The sequence below is a fragment of the Kitasatospora sp. NPDC059812 genome (assembly GCF_042732075.1).
GTDB lineage: Bacteria > Actinomycetota > Actinomycetes > Streptomycetales > Streptomycetaceae > Kitasatospora.
The window spans coordinates 98,543-117,643 of sequence record NZ_JBHWIO010000008.1; the positions used below are offsets into that span (position 1 = coordinate 98,543).

General features: G+C 71.0%; 15 protein-coding genes and 2 tRNA genes. 6 read left to right on the forward strand and 11 right to left on the reverse strand.

Features of this window, described 5'->3' with window-relative positions:
- Positions 1-123: 123 nt before the first annotated feature.
- From ACFV6D_RS06675 to ACFV6D_RS06690, 4 genes are all read right to left on the reverse strand, one after another.
- Complete coding sequence (locus ACFV6D_RS06675) at positions 124-1,149, reverse strand: rod shape-determining protein (protein WP_031076009.1); 1,026 nt, start codon at positions 1,147-1,149, stop codon at positions 124-126.
- Between the two features lie 320 nt (positions 1,150-1,469).
- Positions 1,470-1,883 carry a nucleoside-diphosphate kinase gene (gene ndk / locus ACFV6D_RS06680; protein WP_063347562.1) on the reverse strand — a complete coding sequence of 138 codons (414 nt, stop codon included), beginning with the start codon at positions 1,881-1,883 and terminating at the stop codon, positions 1,470-1,472.
- A gap of 110 nt (positions 1,884-1,993) precedes the next feature.
- Complete coding sequence (locus tag ACFV6D_RS06685; RefSeq protein WP_063347563.1) at positions 1,994-2,344, reverse strand: DUF4233 domain-containing protein; 351 nt, start codon at positions 2,342-2,344, stop codon at positions 1,994-1,996.
- 1 nt (position 2,345) lies between these two features.
- On the reverse strand, positions 2,346-3,737 hold the full coding sequence (locus tag ACFV6D_RS06690) for a folylpolyglutamate synthase/dihydrofolate synthase family protein (RefSeq protein WP_063351097.1): 1,392 nt from the start codon (positions 3,735-3,737) through the stop codon (positions 2,346-2,348).
- Positions 3,738-3,911: 174 nt separating this feature from the next.
- Here ACFV6D_RS06690 and ACFV6D_RS06695 point away from each other — a divergent pair, with 174 nt between their 5' ends.
- The 3 genes from ACFV6D_RS06695 (at position 3,912) to ACFV6D_RS06705 (ending at position 8,332) form a co-directional block, all read left to right on the forward strand.
- Complete coding sequence (locus ACFV6D_RS06695) at positions 3,912-5,345, forward strand: glycosyltransferase (RefSeq protein WP_380558763.1); 1,434 nt, start codon at positions 3,912-3,914, stop codon at positions 5,343-5,345.
- A gap of 79 nt (positions 5,346-5,424) precedes the next feature.
- Complete coding sequence (gene wecB / locus ACFV6D_RS06700) at positions 5,425-6,624, forward strand: non-hydrolyzing UDP-N-acetylglucosamine 2-epimerase (protein WP_380424998.1); 1,200 nt, start codon at positions 5,425-5,427, stop codon at positions 6,622-6,624.
- A gap of 169 nt (positions 6,625-6,793) precedes the next feature.
- Positions 6,794-8,332, forward strand: a complete 1,539-nt coding sequence (locus ACFV6D_RS06705; RefSeq protein ID WP_380558766.1) for a chitinase — start codon at positions 6,794-6,796, stop codon at positions 8,330-8,332.
- Positions 8,333-8,353: 21 nt separating this feature from the next.
- Here the strand turns inward: ACFV6D_RS06705 and ACFV6D_RS06710 are convergent, their stop codons facing one another.
- Positions 8,354-8,875: a hypothetical protein gene (locus ACFV6D_RS06710; protein ID WP_159398426.1), complete on the reverse strand. Its 522-nt coding sequence runs from the start codon at positions 8,873-8,875 to the stop codon at positions 8,354-8,356.
- A gap of 316 nt (positions 8,876-9,191) precedes the next feature.
- Positions 9,192-11,804 carry a valine--tRNA ligase gene (locus tag ACFV6D_RS06715; protein WP_107453022.1) on the reverse strand — a complete coding sequence of 871 codons (2,613 nt, stop codon included), beginning with the start codon at positions 11,802-11,804 and terminating at the stop codon, positions 9,192-9,194.
- 213 nt (positions 11,805-12,017) lie between these two features.
- Between ACFV6D_RS06715 and ACFV6D_RS06720 the strand changes: the two genes are divergently transcribed.
- Positions 12,018-12,905, forward strand: coding sequence for a hypothetical protein (locus ACFV6D_RS06720; RefSeq protein ID WP_380490753.1), 888 nt, complete (start codon positions 12,018-12,020; stop codon positions 12,903-12,905).
- A 92-nt stretch (positions 12,906-12,997) separates the two neighbouring features.
- A complete protein-coding gene (locus tag ACFV6D_RS06725; RefSeq protein WP_380336924.1) occupies positions 12,998-13,780 on the forward strand; it encodes a hypothetical protein in 783 nt (260 codons plus the stop codon).
- 97 nt (positions 13,781-13,877) lie between these two features.
- Here the strand turns inward: ACFV6D_RS06725 and clpX are convergent, their stop codons facing one another.
- The 5 genes from clpX to ACFV6D_RS06750 all read right to left on the reverse strand — a co-directional run bounded on the left by clpX (position 13,878) and on the right by ACFV6D_RS06750 (position 18,766).
- Entirely contained in the window at positions 13,878-15,167 is a 1,290-nt protein-coding gene (gene clpX / locus ACFV6D_RS06730; protein ID WP_063347569.1) for an ATP-dependent Clp protease ATP-binding subunit ClpX, read from the reverse strand.
- 249 nt (positions 15,168-15,416) lie between these two features.
- Complete coding sequence (locus ACFV6D_RS06735; protein WP_063347570.1) at positions 15,417-16,079, reverse strand: ATP-dependent Clp protease proteolytic subunit; 663 nt, start codon at positions 16,077-16,079, stop codon at positions 15,417-15,419.
- Positions 16,080-16,135: 56 nt separating this feature from the next.
- Complete coding sequence (locus tag ACFV6D_RS06740) at positions 16,136-16,753, reverse strand: ATP-dependent Clp protease proteolytic subunit (protein WP_063351100.1); 618 nt, start codon at positions 16,751-16,753, stop codon at positions 16,136-16,138.
- A 265-nt stretch (positions 16,754-17,018) separates the two neighbouring features.
- Positions 17,019-18,398, reverse strand: coding sequence for a trigger factor (gene tig, locus ACFV6D_RS06745; protein WP_380558769.1), 1,380 nt, complete (start codon positions 18,396-18,398; stop codon positions 17,019-17,021).
- 294 nt (positions 18,399-18,692) lie between these two features.
- Positions 18,693-18,766: transfer RNA gene (locus tag ACFV6D_RS06750), tRNA-Pro, on the reverse strand.
- A gap of 157 nt (positions 18,767-18,923) precedes the next feature.
- Between ACFV6D_RS06750 and ACFV6D_RS06755 the strand changes: the two genes are divergently transcribed.
- Positions 18,924-18,994, forward strand: a tRNA-Gly gene (locus ACFV6D_RS06755).
- The last annotated feature ends 107 nt before the right edge of the window (positions 18,995-19,101 follow it).

The following is a 19,101-nucleotide window of genomic DNA, read 5'->3' on the forward strand; positions in this document are numbered from 1 at the left end:
GCGGCGGGCGTAGGCCTCCCGCGACCGGGGGGGGCCGCGTCCTCGTCTGGGGGGCGCCCCGCGCGGGGGGGGGGCGCCCGCCCCCCCAGCCCGTTCAGTTGAGTGTCGGATGTCTCGGTGGTGCTAACGGCGCGGGGAGGCGTCCAGTACCTGCTGGAGCGCCTCGAACTCCTCGACGCACTTGCCGGAGCCGAGCGCGACCGAGTCGAGCGGGTTCTCGGCGATGTGGATCGGCATGCCGGTCTCGCGGCGCAGCCGCTCGTCGAGGCCGCGCAGCAGGGCGCCGCCGCCGGTGAGCACGATGCCGCGGTCCATCACGTCGCCGGCCAGCTCGGGCGGGCACTGGTCGAGGGTGGTCTTCACGGCGTCGATGATCGAGTTGACCGGCTCGTCGATGGCCTCGCGGACCTCGGCGGCGGAGATGACCACGGTCTTGGGCAGGCCGCTGACCAGGTCGCGGCCGCGGATCTCGGCGTGCTCGTCCTTCTCGCCCTCCAGGCCGAAGGCGCTGCCGATGCTCATCTTGATCTGCTCGGCGCTGCGCTCGCCGAGGAGCAGCGAGTACTCCTTCTTGATGTGCTGGACGATCGCGTTGTCCAGCTCGTCGCCGGCGACCCGGATGGACTGGGCGGTGACGATGCCGCCGAGGGAGATGACCGCGACCTCGGTGGTGCCGCCGCCGATGTCGACGACCATGTTGCCGGTGGCCTCGTGGACGGGCAGCCCGGCGCCGATGGCGGCGGCCATCGGCTCCTCGATGATGTGCACCTGGCGGGCGCCGGCCTGCGAGGAGGCCTCGATCACGGCGCGGCGCTCGACTCCGGTGATGCCGGAGGGCACGCAGACCACGACCCGGGGGCGGGCGAGGTAGCGGCGGCGGTGGATCTTGAGGATGAAGTAGCGGAGCATCCGCTCGGTGATCTCGAAGTCGGCGATCACGCCGTCCTTGAGCGGGCGGATGGCGACGATGTTGCCCGGCGTCCGGCCGATCATCTTCTTCGCCTCGGCACCGACCGCCAGGATGCCGCCGGTGTTGGTGTTCACCGCGACGACGGACGGCTCGTTGAGGACGATCCCCTTGCCCCTGACGTACACCAGCGTGTTGGCAGTTCCAAGGTCGATCGCCAAGTCGCGGCCGATGAACGACAGGTTGCTCGCCATGGGGTGTGGTTGCCTTCCCGGGCTCGGAGTTCATAGGGGGGTTGGACGAGAGCGCGCCCACGCTCGGGCGGAGCCAGCTGAGCTGCCTTACCGGGCCCTTGAGTCGCGTCCATCGTAGTCACGCGGCGCGGCACGGACGTCGATGCGGGGCATACCGTCCATTGTCCGGAGCGTGTTCGCTTCTCCGGGCATTGGGACGCCGTGTCGGCACCTCTGGTTGCTTATTTCACGATAAAAGTGCCCCGGCCGGGCCAATGGTCCCGACCGGGGCAGTGCCAAGGTCCCTCGGGCGTGTCGCCCGGCTGGACTCAGGCGTGCGCCGGGAAGAAGATCTTGATCTCGCGCTCGGCCGACTCCGGGGAGTCCGAGGCGTGGATCAGGTTCTCGCGGGTGATCGTCGCGTAGTCGCCGCGGATGGTGCCGGCCCCGGCCTCCAGCGGGTTGGTCGCACCGGCCAGCATCCGGATGCCGCGGACGACCTCCTCGCCCTCGACGATCAGGGCGATCGACGGACCGGAGGTCATGAACTCCAGCAGCGGCTCGTAGAACGGGCGGCCGACGTGCTCCGCGTAGTGCTGCTCCAGCGTCGCCCGGTCGAAGGTGCGCAGCTCGACGGCGGTGAGCCGCCAGCCGGCCTTGCGCTCGATGCGGCTGATGATCTCGCCGGCCAGGCCACGCTGGACGGCGTCGGGCTTGAGCAGGACGAGAGTGCGCTGGGACACGGTGCGTCTCCTGGGGATTCGGTACGGCAAGGCAGTCGGGCCGACGGGCGGGAGCCGACACGGCAGAGATTACCTTGCGTGTGCGGCGTGTCGGCCCGCCGGTCCGGGCCCTAGACCGGTACGGCAGCCGCCTCGGCGGCGGCCCGGGCGGCCTTGAACTCGTCCACCTTGCGGCCGTAGTGCACCGAGCACCACCACAGGCCGGCGAAGACCACACCGAGGCCGAACATGGTCGGCAGGATGAAGCCGCTGGCGATCAGGCCGATCTGCAGCGCCCAGCCGACGGCCACCGCACCAGGGCGGTTGATCATGCCGCAGAGCGCGATGCACAGCGCCATGACGATCCCGGTGACGATCCAGATCGTGGCCGTGGAGACGCTCGACAGCTGCATCGCGACCAGCGCGGCGAACATGGCCAGGAGAGCCTCGCCGATCAGGGTCGAGGAGCAGAGGGTCCTCATGTCACTTCCTCCCGAGCAGCAGGCGGGCCTCGCCCACCGTGATGACCGAACCGGTGACCAGCACCCCGGCGCCGCCGAGGTCGCCCTCCTCCTCGGCGAGGGTGACGGCGGCCGCGATGGCGTCGTCGAGCCGGGGCTCGACCTGGACGCGGTCCTCGCCGAAGATGTCGACGGCCAGCGCCGCCAACTCGTCGACGTCCATCGCGCGGTGGGTGGAGTTCTGGGTGATGACGACCTCGGCGAGGACCGGCTCGAAGGCCTCCAGCACGCCGGCCACGTCCTTGTCCCCGGAGGTGCCGATCACGCCGACGAGCCGGGTGAAGCCGAAGGACTCGCCGAGGGCGGCGACGGTGGCGCGGGCGCCGTGCGGGTTGTGCGCGGCGTCCAGGATGATCGTGGGGCTGCGGCGGACGACCTCCAGGCGGCCGGGCGAGGAGACGCCGGAGAAGGCCTGGCGGACCTTGTCCACGTCGAGCTGCCCGCCGCGGGCGCCGCCGACGCCGAAGAAGGCCTCGACCGCGGCCAGCGCCAGCACCGCGTTGTGCGCCTGGTGCTCGCCGTGCAGCGGGATGAAGACGTCCTCGTACTCCTCGCCGCCGAGCCCGCGCAGCGTCACCAGCTGGCCGCCGACGCCGAGCTCACGGCGGATCACGCCGAACTCCATGCCCTCGCGGGCCACCGTGGCGTCGACCTCGACGGCGCGCCGCAGGATGTTCTGGGCGGCGTCCAGCTGCTGCTGGGCGACGACGGCGACGGCACCGGACTTGATGATCCCGGACTTCTCGACCGCGATCTCGCCGGTGGTCTCGCCGAGCTTGTCGGTGTGGTCCAGCCCGATCGGGGTGATCACGGCGACGGCGGCGTCGATGACGTTGGTGGCGTCCCAGGAGCCGCCCATGCCGACCTCGACCACGGCGACGTCCACGGGGGCGTCGGCGAAGGCGGCGTAGGCCATGCCGGTCAGCACCTCGAAGAAGGACATCGGCACCGGCTGCGCCGCGTCGACCATCTGCACGTACGGCTCGATGTCGCGGTAGACCTCGACGAAGCGCTCGGGGGTGATCGGGGCGCCGTCCAGGGTGATCCGCTCGGTGACGCTCTCCACGTGCGGGCTGGTGTAGCGGCCCGTGCGCAGTTCGAAGGTGTTGAGCAGCTGCTCGATCATCCGGGCGGTGGAGGTCTTGCCGTTGGTCCCGGTGATGTGGATGGAGGGGAAGGACCGCTGGGGCTGGCCCAGGATGTCCATCAGCGCCTCGATCCGGTCGAGCGAGGGCTCCAGCTTGTTCTCCGGCCAGCGCTTGGAGAGCTCCACCTCGACATCGCGCAGGGTGTCGTCGGTGTCGCCGTCGGTGGGACGGAGGGTGTACGGGTTCGGGTCGGCCTTGTCGCTCACGACCACAGTCTACGGAGGGTTGGCGGGCCGTCCTCACGGGGTGAGAACGACCACTTTGGTCGGAGTTTCCAATTTGCCCCCTTTACTATCTCTTTGGCGAATTTGAACCGCGACGAAGCATCGATTCGCACCCCCTGGAGCCGCGCCGCCTTTGATCACGAGGAGTACTACGCCATGCCCGACGCTCTGCACGACTGGATCGTGCTCCGCCAGGACGCCGTCGTCTGGTTCGCCGGACTGGTCTCACTGGCGCTCGTCGGCTACATGGCCTTCGTCTTCGGACGCTTCCTCCTGTACTGGGCCGGCTCCCGGCACGCCTTCCGGCACAACCGGCCCGCCGAACCCGGCGACCCGGCCGCCTTCCAGTGGCACCTGGTGATCCCCTGCCGCGACGAGGAGGCCGTGGTCACCCAGACCCTGGCCGGCCTGCGCGCCAGTGCGCCCGAGGCCCACCTGTGGGTGATCGACGACGACAGCGAGGACGCCACCCGCGACCTCGTCCTCGCCGCCGCGGCCCACGACGACCGCGTCCACCTCGTCCAGCGCCGCCGCCCGCACGCCCGGATCGGCAAGGGCGCCGCCCTCAACGCCGCCTACCGCGAGATCACCGCCTGGCTGCCCGAGAACACCGACCGCTCCCGCGTGGTGATCGGCGTCGTCGACGCCGACGGACGGCTCGACCCCGGCACCCTCCCCCAGGTCTGCAACGACAAGGCGCTCGGCCGCCCCGACACCGGCGCCGTCCAGATCGGCGTGCGGATGCGCAACGCCGACGACGAACTCCCGCTGCCCGGCCGCGGCCGGACCGCCAACGCGTTCGCCCGCGCCCTGGTCCGGATGCAGGACGTCGAGTTCCAGGCCAACAACGCCGGCATGCAGCTGCTGCGCCGCCGCACCGGCAGCGTCGGCCTCGGCGGGAACGGCCAGTTCGTCCGCCTCACCGCCCTCGACTCGCTCACCGCCGAGGAGGGCCGGGCCGGCCGCCCCTGGCCCGAGCGCGCCCTGCTGGAGGACTACGAGTCCGGCCTCGACCTGCGCCTGGCCGGCTGGCGGCTCACCCACGTCACCGAGACCCAGGTCTCCCAGGAGGGCCTGATCTCGCTGCGCCGCTTCCTCACCCAGCGCACCCGCTGGGCCCAGGGCAACATGCAGTGCCTGCGCTACACCGGCCGGGTGCTGCGCTCCCCCTTCTACACCTGGTCCGGCAAGGCCGAGGTGCTGTACACCTTCCTGCAGCCCGTCGTCTGCGTGCTGCTGGTCCTGCTGTTCCCGCTCTCGCTCGGGATCACGGCGGCCGGGCTGGTGCTCTTCCCCGCCGAGACCGCCGACTTCCACGTCAGGTTCGGCCCGTGGATGCTGCTCGCCTTCGCGGTCGCCACCCTGCCGATGGTGTTCTGGGGCTTCGCCTACCGCCGGCTCGTCCACCCCGACCGCGGCCGGCTCACCGGACTGCTCTGGGGCGTCCTGATCTGGCTCTACGCCTACCACCTCTTCGTGGTCGCCACCCGGGCCGCCGTCCGGATGCTGCTCGGCCGCAACGGCTGGGCCAAGACCCGGCGCAACGCCGAGAAGGTCGCCCTCGGCTCCCCCACCGCCCTTGAGTCCTGAGTCTCAGTCCTGAGCCCCGCGCTTGAGCCCCGCGCCCGAGCCCTGAGCTGCCCCACCCCCTCGGAGCCTCCCCATGAGCATGTGCCTTCCCCCCGCCAGCGTCGCCGTCGTCCTGGGCACCCGCCCCGAACTGGTCAAGCTCGCCCCGCTGATCCACGAACTCGGCGACGCCACCCGCCTGGTGCACACCGGCCAGCACTGGGACGAGGCGATGTCCGGCCGCTTCCTGCGCGACCTCGACCTGCCCCGCCCCGAGCTGCTCACCGGCGTCGGCGGGCGCCCCCGGGCCGGCCAGATCGCCCAGTCCCTCGGCCAGCTGGACGCCGCCTTCGCCGAGGACCGCCCCGCCGCCGTCGTCGTCCAGGGCGACACCAACGCCACCCTCGCCGGGGCGCTGGCCGCCAACGCCCGGGAGATCCCGCTGGTGCACGTCGAGGCCGGGCTGCGCAGCTTCGACCGGGCGATGCCCGAGGAGCACAACCGGGTGATGGTCGACCACGTCTCCGACCTGCTCTGCGCCGCCACCGGGGACAACGTCGCCAACCTGCGCGCCGAGGCCCTCGCCGAGGAGCGGATCGCGCTCACCGGCAACACCGTCGTCGAGGTGGTCCGCCGTCAGCTGCCGGCCGCGGCCGACCGCGCCGCGCTGCTCGCCGCGCACGGGCTGCGCCCGGACGGCTACGTGCTGGCCACCGTGCACCGCCCGGAGAACACCGACACCGCCGAGGCGCTGGGCGCCGTGCTGGCCGAACTGGACCGGATCGCCCGGGCGGGCACCCCGGTGCTGTTCCCGATGCACCCGCGCACCCGGGCCGCCGTCGAGCGCTTCGCACTGGACGCCCTGCTGGAGCGCCTGGCCGTCACCGGGCCGGTCGGGTACGCCGACTTCCTGGGTCTGGCGAGCCACGCCGCGCTGCTGGTCTCCGACTCCGGCGGCGTGCAGGAGGAGTGCACCGTACTCGGCCGCCCGCTGCTGGTGGTGCGCCGCTCCACCGAGCGTCCGGAGGCGGTGGCGGCGGGCTTCGCCGCGCTGGTGGGCCCCGACGAGGACCTGGGCGAGCTGGCCCGGGCCTGGCTGGCCGACACCCCCGAGCGGCTCGCCCGGCTCGCGGCCACCCCGAGCCCGTACGGCGACGGCCTGGCCTCGGCGCGGATCGCCGCGCTCACCGCCGCGGTCGCCGAGCCGGCCGAGCCCGGAGCAGCGGAGACCGGAGCAGCCGACGCCGGAGCATTCGGCACCGCAGCAGCCGACTCCACGGCACGGCCGTCGGCCGCCTAGCGCCCTCTTGACAGCCAGATTGGTCTACTCCACCTTGTGAGTCAAGTCTCCTTCCCCGACAGGGACTTGAGTTGTCGGTAGCTCCCGCACGCGCACCATCGACACCCCGGACGGCGCTCCACCCCCACCCCAGGCGCGCCGCCGGGCCTCCCCCACAGGAGATGGAGTCATGCCACCTGCCCGACACCGGCGCCCACGCGCCGCCCACACCCTGCTCGCCGGGGCCTGCGCCGTCGCCCTCGGCCTGAGCGGGCTCGCCCTCGCCACCGGCACCGGCGCCCAGGCCGCCGACCCCGACCTGATCACCAACGGTGGCTTCGAGACCGGCACCCTGTCCGGCTGGTCCTGCGGCAACGGCGCCGTCCAGAGCACGACCACGCACTCCGGCCGCTACGCCCTGCAGTCCACCCCGGGCTCGGGCGACACCGGCGAGTGCACCCAGACCGTCGCCGTGCAGCCCTCCTCGACGTACACGCTGAGCTCCTGGGTCCAGGGCTCGTACGTCTACCTGGGTGCCCGCGGCACCGGCGGCACCGACCCCGGCACCTGGACGAACTCCACCGGCTGGGCCCAGCTGAGCACCGGCTTCACCACCGGCCCGGGCACCACCAGCGTCACCGTCTACCTGCACGGCTGGTACGGGCAGCCCGCCTTCCTCGCCGACGACGTCTCACTGATCGGCCCGGGCGGCCCGCAGCCCTCCCAGAGCCCGACCGCCACCACGTCCCCGAGCCCCACCGGCACCGGCAGCCCCTCCCCCACGGACACCGGCACCGGCAGCCCGACCGCCACCTCGACCGGCAAGCCGCCCGGCCTGCCCAAGCACATCCTGACCGGCTACTGGCAGAACTTCGACAACGGCGCCACCGTCCAGCGGATCAGCGACGTCCCGGCCGCCTACGACATCATCGCGGTCTCCTTCGCCGACGCCACCAGCACGCCGGGCGGGCTGGGCTTCACCCTGGACCCCGCCCTCTCCTCCCGCCTCGGCGGCTACACCGACGCCCAGTTCAAGGCCGACATCGCGGCCAAGCGGGCGGCCGGCAAGAAGGTGGTGCTCTCGGTCGGCGGGCAGAACGGCACGGTGTCGGTGAGCGACCCGACCTCGGCGGCCAACTTCGCCGACACCGCCCGGGCGCTGATGCAGGGCTACGGCTTCGACGGGATCGACATCGACCTGGAGAACGGCGTCAACGCCGTCTACCTGGGCCAGGCGCTGCACGCGCTGGCGGCGAAGAGCGGCAGCGGGTTCGTCCTCACCATGGCGCCGCAGACCATCGACATGCAGTCGACCGGCATGGAGTACTTCAAGCTGGCGCTGAACGTGAAGGACATCCTCACCATCGTCAACATGCAGTACTACAACTCCGGTGCGATGAACGGCTGCGACGGCAACGTCTACTCGCAGGGCACCGAGGACTTCCTCACCGGGCTGGCCTGCATCCAGCTCAAGGGCGGGCTGCGGCCCGACCAGGTGGGGCTCGGGGTGCCGGCCTCCACCAGCGCGGCGGGCGGCGGGTACGTCAGCCCGAGCGTGGTCGACAACGCGCTGGACTGCCTGGCCGCCGGCACCAACTGCGGCAGCTACAAGCCCGACACCACCTGGCCGGGCATCGGCGGGGCGATGACCTGGTCGACCAACTGGGACGCCAAGGCGGGCAACCCGGTCGCGGGCACCATCGGCGCGCACCTGCACGCCATGCCGTGACGCCCCTCCCCGGACCGGGGTTCAGACCCCGGCCCGGGCCTCCGGGACGTGGGCCGCGGGCCCGCCGTGCCGGCGGCGCAACTCGGCCGTGATCTCGGCCAGTTCGCCCTCGGGCAGCAGCGGCAGCATCATCGCGACGCCCTGGAGCAGACCGCCGAGCAGGAAGGTGGTGTCGGCGGTCGAGGCGACCAGGCCGCGCACCTCGGCCACCTCGCCGGCGGCCACCGCCTCGATCAGCCGGGCGGCGTCCGCACTCTCCTCGTCCACCGCGACCGCGCCGTTGTCGGCCGGGGCACGCCGGGCCATCGCCCGCAGCACCCGGTCGCCGACCTCGGGCGCGTACGCCTTGCGGACGGCCTCGGCGGCGATCCAGGCGAGCAGGGTGGTCACCTCGCGCTCGGCCCGCTCGGCGAGGAGCAGGTCCAGCTCGTGGTCGAAGGCGAGCTGGTTGCCATGACGGAACGCCAGCAGCAGGGTCGCCGCCCTGGCCTTGGCCTCCTCCACCGCCTCGGCAGGCAGTTCGCCGGCCAATTCCTCGGTCACCACCACGCCATGCCCTCCCGTCCGTCGGCTCAGCAGGAACGCTCAGCAGAAACACCCGTCAGAAACTCCGTGCACACCGTACACATCCGACCTGCAAACTTCCGCGAACCCGCGCGGGCAAGACCGGAATGAATTCGGAAGGAATAGGACCTCACCCGGTCCAGGATGAATATTCGCCGGAAGGGAGCAATGTTGATGGGCTATTAGGCGTAGCAAAAAGAACACCGCCGCCGCGCCCGGCCGAGCCGCCCGGAAACGCCGGAGGGGCCGCACCCCGCGCGTCGCGGAGTGCGGCCCCTCACGGACCGGTGCGGGCTCAGCCCTGCGGCAGCGCCGCGAGCTGGGCGGTGATCCGGGCGATGTCGGCCTCGGCGGCCTCCTGGCGGCCCCGGATCTTGGCGACCACCTCGTCCGGCGCCTTGGCGAGGAACGCCTCGTTGCCGAGCTTGGCCGTGGTCTGTGCCTTCTCCTTCTCGGCGGCCGCGAGGTCCTTGGCGAGGCGCTTGCGCTCCGCCGCGACGTCGATGGTGCCGGAGAGGTCGAGCGCGACGGTGGCGCCGGCGACCGGGAGCGAGGCGGTGGCCGCGAAGCCCTCCTCGGGGACGGTCAGCCGCAGCAGCGAGCGGATCGCGTCCTCGTGGACGGCCAGCACGGTGCCGTCCAGCTCCAGCTTCGCCGGGACGCGCTGGCCCGGCTTGAGGCCCTGGTCCGAGCGGAACCGGCGGACCTCGGTGACCACCTGCTGCAGCGTGGCGATCTCGGCCTCGGCCTCGGCGTCGCGGTAGCCGCTGTCCGTCGGCCAGTCGGCGATGACCAGCGACTCGGCGCCGGTGAGCGTGGTCCACAGGGTGTCGGTGACGAAGGGCACGATCGGGTGCAGCAGCCGCAGCGTGACGTCCAGGACCTCGCCGAGCACCCGGCGCGCGGCGTCGGCCTGCGGGCCGCCCTTGGCCAGGGTGGTCTTGGAGAGCTCGACGTACCAGTCGAAGACCTCGTCCCAGGCGAAGTGGTACAGCGCCTCGGACAGCTTGGAGAACTGGTAGTCCTCGTACAGCGCGTCCACCTCGGCGACGGTGCTGTTCAGGCGTGACAGGATCCAGCGGTCGGTCGCGGTCAGCTCCTCCGGCGCGGGCAGCGGGCCCTCGACGGTGGCGCCGTTCATCAGCGCGAAGCGGGTGGCGTTCCAGATCTTGTTGGCGAAGTTGCGGGCCGCCTGGACCCAGTCCTCGCCGATCGGCACGTCGACGCCCGGGTTGGCACCGCGCGCCAGCGTGAAGCGCAGCGCGTCCGAACCGTACTTGTCCATCCAGTCCAGCGGGTTGACCACGTTGCCGAAGGACTTCGACATCTTCTTGCCGTTCTGGTCACGGACCATGCCGTGCAGCGCGATGGTGTGGAACGGCGGGGTGCCGTCCATCGCGTAGAGACCGAACATCATCATCCGGGCGACCCAGAAGAACAGGATGTCGTAGCCGGTGACCAGGACGGAGTTCGGGTAGAACTTCGCCAGGCTCTCGGTCTGCTCCGGCCAGCCGAGCGTGGAGAACGGCCACAGCCCGGAGGAGAACCAGGTGTCCAGGACGTCGTTGTCCTGGTGCCAGCCCTCGCCGGTGGGCGGCTGCTCGTCCGGACCGACGCACACGACCTCGCCGTTCGGGCCGTACCAGACCGGGATGCGGTGGCCCCACCACAGCTGGCGCGAGATGCACCAGTCGTGCAGGTTGTCGACCCAGTCGAAGTAGCGCTTCTCCATCTCCTGCGGGTGGATCTTGACCTTGCCGTCGCGGACCGCGTCGCCGGCGGCCTTCGCGAGCGGGCCCACCTTGACCCACCACTGCATGGACAGCCGCGGCTCGATGGTGGTCTTGCAGCGCGAGCAGTGGCCGACCGAGTGGACGTACGGGCGCTTCTCGGCGACGATCCGGCCGTCGGCGCGCAGCGCGGCGACGATCGCCGAGCGGGCCTCCAGCCGGTCCAGGCCGAGGAACGGGCCGTGCACGGTGATGACCGCGTGCTCGTCCATGACGGCGACCGAGGGCAGGCCGTGCCGCTGGCCGATCTCGAAGTCGTTCGGGTCGTGCGCGGGCGTCACCTTGACGGCGCCGGTGCCGAACTCCGGGTCGACGTGGGCGTCGGCGACCACCGGGATCCGACGGCCGGTCAACGGCAGCTCGATCTCGGTGCCGACCAGGTGGCGGTAGCGCTCGTCGTCCGGGTGGACGGCGACCGCGGTGTCGCCCAGCATCGTCTCGGCGCGGGTGGTGGCGACGACGATCGAGGCGTCACCCTCGCCGTAGCGGATCGAGACCAGCTCGCCGTCGTCGTCCTGGTACTCCACCTCGATGTCCGAGATGGCGGTCAGGCAACGCGGGCACCAGTTGATGATGCGCTCGGCCCGGTAGATCAGCTCGTCGTCGAAGAGCTTCTTGAAGATGGTCTGGACGGCCTGGGACAGGCCCTCGTCCATGGTGAACCGCTCGCGGGACCAGTCCACGCCGTCGCCCAGGCGACGCATCTGGCCGGAGATCTGGCCGCCGGACTCCGCCTTCCACTTCCAGACGCGCTCGACGAAGGCCTCCCGGCCCAGGTCGTGGCGGGACTTGCCCTCCTTGGCGAGCTCGCGCTCGACCACGTTCTGGGTGGCGATGCCGGCGTGGTCCATTCCGGGCTGCCACAGCGCCTCGTAGCCCTGCATCCGCTTGCGGCGGACCAGCGCGTCGATCAGCGTGTGCTCGAAGGCGTGGCCCAGGTGCAGGCTGCCGGTCACGTTCGGCGGGGGGATGACGATGGTGAACGGGGGCTTGTCGCTCTTGGCGTCCGCGGTGAAGTAGCCACGCTCTACCCAGCGCTCGTACAGCTCGCCCTCTACGTCCGCGGGGGTGTAGGTCGTCGGGAGAGTGGCTGCTTCGTCCCCGGCAAAGGTGCTCACGGGGTGCTGGTTCGTCGTGTCGGTCACGACGCACAGTTTACGTAACCGCAGGCCCGTGTTACGAACCGCTTTCTCCGCGCGGACGCGACCCGCCCGAACGGCTCGGCGGAGGACACCGTACGGTACCGTTCCCGGGCACTCGTCCGGTGTCCGCACGGACCCCGGGACGACACGACGACAGGCCGCGGGTGCGGCGGGGGAGCACGGACGCAGATGTACGGCCAGGGCCAGCAGTATCCGCAGGGACAACCGCAGGGACAGCCTCAGCCGTACGGGGGTCAGCCCCCGTACGGCCCGCCGCAACCGCCGCCGCCCTACGGCGCCCCGCAGCAGCCGCCCCAGTACGGCTACCCGCCGCAGGACGGCCAGCCCTACGGCGCTCCCCAGCCGCCCTACGGCGCCCCGCAGCAGCCGTACGGCGCCCCGCAGCCCCCGTACGGCTACCCGCCGCAGGCCCCGTACGGCCAGCCGGGCCAGCCGGGCTACCCGCCGCCGCCGCCGAAGAAAGGCCGGACCGGCCTGGTGGTCGGCCTGGTCGTGGGCGCGCTGGTGCTGGGCGGCGGCGGTTTCGCCGCGTGGAAGTTCCTCGGCGACGACCAGGGCGGCCAGTACAAGATCTCCGCGCCGCAGTCGCTGCCGGACGGCTACACCCAGAAGTCGGCCAAGGAGGAGGCCGTCGACCCGGCCAAGCCCGAGGCGGCGAAGTTCGGCAAGAACCTCAACGTGCTGGTGGCCAGCTACAGCAAGGGCTCCGACGCGCTCGACACGCTCTCCGTGGTCGGCGTCTACGGGGAGCTCAACGACCCCGGCCAGATCATCGACGACTCGAAGAAGGACAGCGGCGGGCTGACCTGGTCCACGCCGCTCACGGACTTCCCGGCGCAGGACGGCCACAGCTCCTCGGCGAAGCTCGCCTGCGGCGTGGCCAGCGTCATCGCGGGCAAGGCCGGGCCCACGGTCTGCGTGTGGGCGGACAAGTCCACCACCGGCCGGATCACCTTCAGCAAGATCAGCCTGACCGGCGGCGGCCAGGGCCTCACCCCGGCCCAGGCCGCGGACAGGACCCGGGCGATCCGCGACGCCATGGTCGTCGCCAAGTAACCGGGGCACCGCCCCGCCACGTCACCACCACGTCCCCGCCGCCGCCGGCCGCGCCGGGCGGCACCCGGGCATCGCCATCAGAGAGGCCTCGCGTGACCGAGCAGAACCCCTACGGCCCCCCGCCGCAGCCGGGACACGACGCACCGCCGCCCCCGCCGGCCCCGCCGGGCTACGGCGGCATCCCGCCGCAGAGCCCCCCGCCCGGCTACCCGCCGGTCGGCGAGCCGGGCGCCTACCCCGGGTACGGCGCCTACCCGCCGGTGCCGCCGCCGCGCAAGTCCCGCAAGACGCTCTGGACCGTGCTCGGCGTCGTCGGCGCCTTCGTGCTGCTGGGCGGCGGCGCGCTCGCCTACTTCGTCTACGACGTCGCCAGCAGCGCGGGCACCCAGAAGATCGTCCTGCCGGCCACGTTCAAGGACCTGCGCCAGAGCGACGACCCCCAGGTCGCCGACACCCTGGAGAAGGGGCTCACCTCCAGCTTCGGCAAGGGCGACGGCAACTGGAGCCCCACCGGGGTGGGCGCCCTCTACCAGAACGCGCAGTCGGACCCTCAGCTGGTCGTGTTCGGGGGCTACGGCAAGGTCCTGGCGCCGAAGCAGGAACTGAACCAGGCGTTCCAGGGCATGGCGTCCACCGGTCGCAAGCTCGACAACCGGCACGTGGTGGACGCCGGCCCCAAGGGCGGCGCGATGGAGTGCGCCACCGTCGTCGGCGGCGAGGGCGAGGCCGGGACCACGATGGGCATCTGTGCCTGGGCCGACAGCAGCGGCCTGGTGATGGTCATGACGGTGGCCGACCCGAGCGCCCAGCCGGACCTGGACAAGCTCGCCGCCGACACCCGCGACCTGCGCGCGGTCGCCGAGGTCCCCAAGTAGTCCACCGGGAACCGCCGGTGACCCTCCGGGCACCGGGAGATGCCGAAGGGCCCCGCACCGGTCGGTGCGGGGCCCTTGCGGATGCGGCGGGCGCGGGTCAGGCGCTCTTCTCGCGCCGCTCGCGCTTGATCATGTCGCGCGGGACGAGGGTGGGGATGGCGTGCTTGGAGACCACGTCCCCGGTGACCACCACGCGGGCGACGTCCTGACGCGAGGGCACCTCGTACATCACGGACATCAGCACCTCCTCCATGATGGCCCGCAGACCGCGCGCGCCGGTGCCGCGCAGGATCGCCTGGTCGGCGATCGCCTCCAGCGCGTCCCGGGAGAACTCCAGCTCCACGCCGTCCAGTTCGAAGAGCTTGCGGTACTGCTTGACCAGCGCGTTCTTCGGCTCGGTGAGGATCTGCAGGAGCGCCTCGCGGTCCAGGTTGTGGACGCTGGTGATCACCGGCAGCCGGCCGATGAACTCGGGGATCATGCCGAACTTCACCAGGTCCTCGGGCATCACCTGGCGGAAGTGGTCGCTGGCGTCCGACTCCCGCTTGGAGCGGATGTTGGCGCCGAAGCCGATGCCCTTGGCGCCGGCCCGGCCCTCGATGATCCGCTCCAGGCCGGCGAACGCGCCGCCGACGATGAACAGCACGTTGGTGGTGTCGATCTGGATGAACTCCTGGTGCGGGTGCTTGCGCCCGCCCTGCGGCGGCACCGAGGCGGTGGTGCCCTCCAGGATCTTCAGCAGCGCCTGCTGCACGCCCTCGCCGGAGACGTCCCGGGTGATCGACGGGTTCTCGCTCTTGCGCGCGACCTTGTCGATCTCGTCGATGTAGATGATCCCGGTCTCGGCCTTCTTGACGTCGTAGTCGGCCGCCTGGATCAGCTTGAGCAGGATGTTCTCGACGTCCTCGCCGACGTACCCGGCCTCGGTCAGCGCGGTGGCGTCCGCGATCGCGAACGGCACGTTGAGCATCCGGGCCAGGGTCTGCGCCAGCAGCGTCTTGCCGGAGCCGGTGGGGCCCAGCAGCAGGATGTTGGACTTGGCCAGCTCGATGGCGTCCTCGCGGCCGTTGCCGCCGCTGCGGCCCGCCTCGCCGGCCTGGACGCGCTTGTAGTGGTTGTAGACCGCCACCGACAGGGCCTTCTTGGCGAGGTCCTGGCCGACCACGTACTGGTCCAGGAACTCGTAGATCTCCCGCGGCTTCGGCAGCTCCTCGAAGCGCACCTCGGAGGTCTCGGCGAGTTCCTCCTCGATGATCTCGTTGCACAGGTCGATGCACTCGTCGCAGATGTACACGCCTGGGCCGGCGATCAGCTTCTTCACCTGCTTCTGCGACTTGCCGCAGAACGAGCACTTGAGCAGGTCGCCACCGTCTCCGATGCGTGCCACGAGGTGCTTCCCCTTCGCCAGGGGCCCCGCAGAAGTTCCGGGGCCTGGTGCTGTGGACCGTCAACGCCGACGGCGATCGGTCTCGCTATCCGACGGTACTCTGCCGGGCCCCTGATTCCGTCCTCTTCGCCGGGTCTGCCCTACGCCCTGGGCGAATTGATACCGAACAGATGCCGTTGCGGAGGCCGCCGACGACCCGGAGCGGAGCGCGCACGCAGGATGCGCGCCCCGCCTCGGAGGGTGCCGGCCTCAGGAGGTCAGCGAGGTCTTGCGGGTGGAGATGATCTGGTCGACGAGGCCGTACTCCAGGGCCTCCTCGGCGGTGAGGATCTTGTCGCGCTCGATGTCCTCGCGCACCTGCTCCACCGGCTTGTTGGAGTGCTTGGAGAGCATCTGCTCCAGCTGCTCGCGCATCCGGAAGATCTCCTTGGCCTGGATCTCCAGGTCGGACACCTGGCCGCGGCCGGTCTCGGTGTACGGCTGGTGGATCAGGATGCGGGCGTTCGGCAGCGCCATCCGCTTGCCGGGGGTGCCGGCGGCGAGCAGCACGGCCGCGGCGGAGGCCGCCTGGCCCATGCAGACCGTGGTGATGTCCGGCTTCACGTACTGCATGGTGTCGTAGATGGCCGTCAGGGCCGTGAACGAGCCGCCGGGCGAGTTGATGTACATCTGGATCTCGCGGTCCGGGTCCATCGACTCCAGGCACAGCAGCTGCGCCATGATGTCGTTCGCCGAGACGTCGTCGACCTGCGAGCCGAGGAAGATGATGCGCTCCTCGAACAGCTTGGCGTACGGGTCGTACTCGCGGATGCCCTGCGTGGTGCGCTCGACGAAGCGCGGGACGATGTAGCGACCCTCGGCGCGCATGTCCTCGACGCGGGCCTGGGCGGCCGACAGGCTGGGGATGATCATGGGGGTTCTTGTCCTCCGGGGCGTTGTGGCTGTGGTCTCGTGGGCCGGGCCGAGGCTCAGGCGCCCGTGCCGCCGCCGCCGGGAACGTCCGCGGCGCTGTGCATGATCGCGTCGATCAGGCCGTACTCCAGGGCCTCCTCCGGCGCGAACCAGCGGTCGCGGTCGGAGTCCCTGGTGATCTGCTCGAAGGACTGGCCGCTGTGGAAGGCGATCAGCTCGGACATCCGCTTCTTGGTGCGCAGCAGTTGCTCGGCCTGGATGCGGATGTCGGTGGCGGAGCCGCCGAGGCCGGCGGACGGCTGGTGCATGAGGATGTTGGCGTTCGGCAGCGAGAAGCGCTTGCCCTTGGCGCCGGCGGTCAGCAGGAACTGGCCCATCGAGGCCGCCATGCCCATCGCGATGGTGACGACGTCGTTCTTGATGTACTGCATGGTGTCGTAGATCGCCATGCCCGCCGAGATCGAACCGCCCGGGGAGTTGATGTAAAGGAAGATGTCCTTTTCCGGGTCCGCGGCCAGCAGCAGCAGCTGGGCGGTGATCTTGTTGGCGATGTCGTCGTCGACCTGCTGGCCGAGGAAGATGATCCGCTCGTTGAGCAGCCGGTTGTACACCTGGTCGCCCAGGCCGCCGAGCACGTCACCAGAGGCGGCGTGCGGCGCCATCGGGCCAGGCATCTGCATCTGCGGGAACGTCACTTAGCCACCTGCTCAGTCGATTTGGACGGTCGCTCCACGGCCGTCACGATGTCGCACAGCTTCCGGGTATCACGGTGTGATTGGTGCTGTCCAAGGACCCTAACGCGCAGGCCGGGCCGCAGAATCCCTCACGCAGAACTGTTCGCTGTGAGCGCAGGGTCGGGCCCGCCCCGGGGGACGACGACGGGCCCGGACACCGTACGGCGTCCGGGCCCGTCGCAGACCTCAGGGGTTACCGGGGCACTCAGGCCTCGGTCTTCTCCTCGGCGGCGGGGGCCTCGACGGTCTCGGCCGTCTCGTCCTCGTCGTCGAAGTTGACCTCGTTGCCCTCGGTGTCGACGACCTTGGCGGCCTCGACCACGGTGGCCAGCGCCTTGCCGCGGGCGACCTCGCCGACCAGCAGCGGCACCTGGCCACCCTGGACGACCTGCTGCGCGAACTGGTCCGGGGTGAGACCCGAGCCGGCGGCGCGGCGGATGAGGTGCTCGGTCAGCTCCTCCTGGTTAACACCCAGCTCTTCGTCGGCGACGATCTGGTCCAGGACGAACTGGGTCTTGATGCCCTTCTTCGCCTGCTCCTCGATCTCGGCGTCCCACTCCTCGCGGGTCTTGCCCTGGGTCTCCAGGTAGCTGTCGATGTCGAGGCCCATCGGCTGGAGCTGGTGGTGCTCCAGGTTGTGCTTGCGGGTCTCGACCTCGTCCTTGAGGAGCTTCTCCGGGAACTCGATCTCGACCAGGCCGAGCAGGGCGTCCAGCACCTTCTCCTGGGCCTGGGTGGCCTGGTCGTACTCCTTCATGCGCTCCAGGCGCTTGCGGGAGTCGTCGCGCAGGGCCTCCAGGGTGTCGAACTCGCTGGCCAGCTGGGCGAACTCGTCGTCCAGCTCGGGCAGCTCCTTCTCCTGGACGGCGGTGACGGTGACGGTGACCTCGGAGGTCTGGCCCGCCTGGGTGCCACCCTTGAGCTCGGTGGAGAAGGTGGCGGTGCCACCGGCCTCCAGGCCGGTCACGGCGTCGTCGATGCCGTCGATCAGGCGGCCCGAGCCGATCTCGTAGCTGACGCCGTTGGCGGTGCCGTCCTCCGGCACCTCGCCGTCGACCTTGGCGATCAGGTCCACGACCACGATGTCACCGGCGGCCGCGGCGCGCTCGACGTCCTTGACCGAGGAGAAGCGCTCGCGCAGCTGCTCCAGGGACTTCTCGATGTCCTCGTCGGAGACGACGATCGGGTCGACGGTCACCTCGATGGAGGCGAAGTCCGGAAGGGTGATCTCCGGACGGATGTCCACCTCGGCGGTGAACTTCAGGTCGCCGCCATCGGCGAGCTTCTCGACACCCTCGATGTTGGTGATGTCGGGCTGTCCGAGGACCTCGATCTTGCCCTCGTCGACGGCCTGCGTGTAGAAGCGCGGGAGGGCGTCGTTGACGGCCTCCTCCAGCACGGCGCCACGGCCGAAGCGCTGGTCGATGACCCGGTTCGGGATCTTGCCCTTGCGGAAGCCCGGGACCGAGACCTGCTGGTTGATCTTCTTGTACGCCGCGTCGAGGCTGGGCTTGAGCTCCTCGAAGGGCACCTCGACGGTGAGTCGAACCCGGGTCGGGTTCAGAGTCTCGACGGCGCTCTTCACGGTTAGGTCTCCTATGGGCTTGCGGTCAGGTTGCCTCCGCCGTTCCCGGCCGCCGGCCGAGGCCGTACGAATGGGTCGGGCGAGACGGGCGATGAAGGGTTGGAGCTGCATCTCCCGTGGGGGGTGGACGGTGAGAGTGACTCCTCGCCCTCGTGCGGTTGACCTGGGTTGACACCGCAGGGACTACCGCCAGCGCCCCATCCTACCGGTACCACGAAAGGCGGACGCCAGGCGCCACCGTCGGGCCCGAACAGAACAGGGCCCCGCCACGGTGGACGAGACCCTGCCGCACTGTCGGGGTGACCGGATTCGAACCGACGGCCTTCCGCTCCCAAAGCGGACGCGCTACCAAACTGCGCCACACCCCGTGGTGCCGAGAGGAAGCGTACACGTCGGGCCCTGGCGGCTCGCCGACATATTCGGGGGCGGTCCGAGGGAGCGCGCGCAGAATCCGGTGTGCACGGAAGCGACCGGACCAGGTACGCTGTCCCCCGAACTTCCGGCCGGCAACGACCGGGGGATCGCGCGGGCGTAGCTCAATGGTAGAGCCCTAGTCTTCCAAACTAGTCACGCGAGTTCGATTCTCGTCGCCCGCTCATCGGCCCGGGGGCCCGGGGGGGGGGGGCCCCCCCGCCCGGGGGGGGGGGGGGGGGGGGGCGCCGCCCCCCCCCCCCCCCGCCCCCCCCCGGGCCCTCGAAAAAAA